The 1,025-nt window shown below is 58.3% G+C and carries 1 protein-coding gene; it reads right to left on the bottom strand.

Annotated features, from left to right (window positions below; genetic code table 11):
• Nucleotides 1-301: 301 nt before the first annotated feature.
• Nucleotides 302-550: a hypothetical protein gene (locus tag ABD213_RS15020; RefSeq protein WP_344330305.1), complete on the bottom strand. Its 249-nt coding sequence runs from the start codon at nt 548-550 to the stop codon at nt 302-304.
• Nucleotides 551-1,025: the final 475 nt, after the last annotated feature.

Raw genomic sequence — 1,025 nt, 5'->3', positions numbered from 1 at the left:
AAGGTAGCGTGAGACAAGTCGAGGTCTTCCAGATGGCGAGCGTCAGAACTTCCATCATCGGGAGACCTCGACGTCTACCCGGTCACTGCCCCCACCCCAGCCGCTACACCGTCATCTGTGAAGAGCCACTTAACGACGGCTGGCGCCTGATTGCGAGACCACCCATTGCGAGGCCCTGGATCTCACTACTGCTCATCGCGCGCCGACTCAGACCCGCGCGGATCCGTGGAAATCGACAACTTTCGCACGATGATGACATTCGTGGACACAGAGGTGCCGCTCGACGAGTGGCCGCAGCCGATCATTCCCCGCCATCAGCGTCGCGCAGATCTTCAAGGCGCTGTCGCACCCTGTCGCGCTCAAAGAGCTTGCGCACTTGAAGATCCATCATCATCACCGCTACACCCGCGCTCACGTCGAGCATCTCGCTGACCACGCGAACGCGCTCGGCTGGAGTATCCACATCTGCGAGGCGGCCGTAAATCTCTTGCCAGTTGTCGATGAAAGCCAAGACAGCCTCGAATGTCTCTCGCTCTTCTCGGATGCTCACGCTCTCACCTTTCGAAACTCGGAGCAAAATTGGTACTCCGAGGATACTTCCAAACTGCTGAGCTCCAGTAGTAGATCCGTTCCGGGGTCTTGCCCTTCGGGTTGATGCCGACGCGGTAATCGTTCTTATACCGACGATCCGGTCCTCCGTCGAAGTTCCTGGATTGCCCCAAGACAATGGCCGAATTCGTAAAGCCGCCTATTGCTGCGCTGGCGCAATTGGGCCAGGTGTACTTGGTGACGTCCGGACGCGCTCCGCGAATGTGGCGAACTCTGCACCGATGAGAGGTGAAGTCGACCTTCGGTCCAAATGTCACATCCATATCACCTGACAAGTAGACCCTCTTCCCGGCTCTTCACAGATGACGGTGTAGCGGCTGGGGTGGGGGCAGTGACCGGGTAGACGTCGAGGTCTCCCGATGATGGAAGTTCTGACGCTCGCCATCTGGAAGACCTCGACTTGTCTCACGCTACCT

The sequence above is a fragment of the Aeromicrobium halocynthiae genome (assembly GCF_039531385.1).
Taxonomy (GTDB): Bacteria; Actinomycetota; Actinomycetes; order Propionibacteriales; family Nocardioidaceae; genus Aeromicrobium; species Aeromicrobium halocynthiae.
This window is presented reverse-complemented; position numbering and strand designations above follow the sequence as displayed.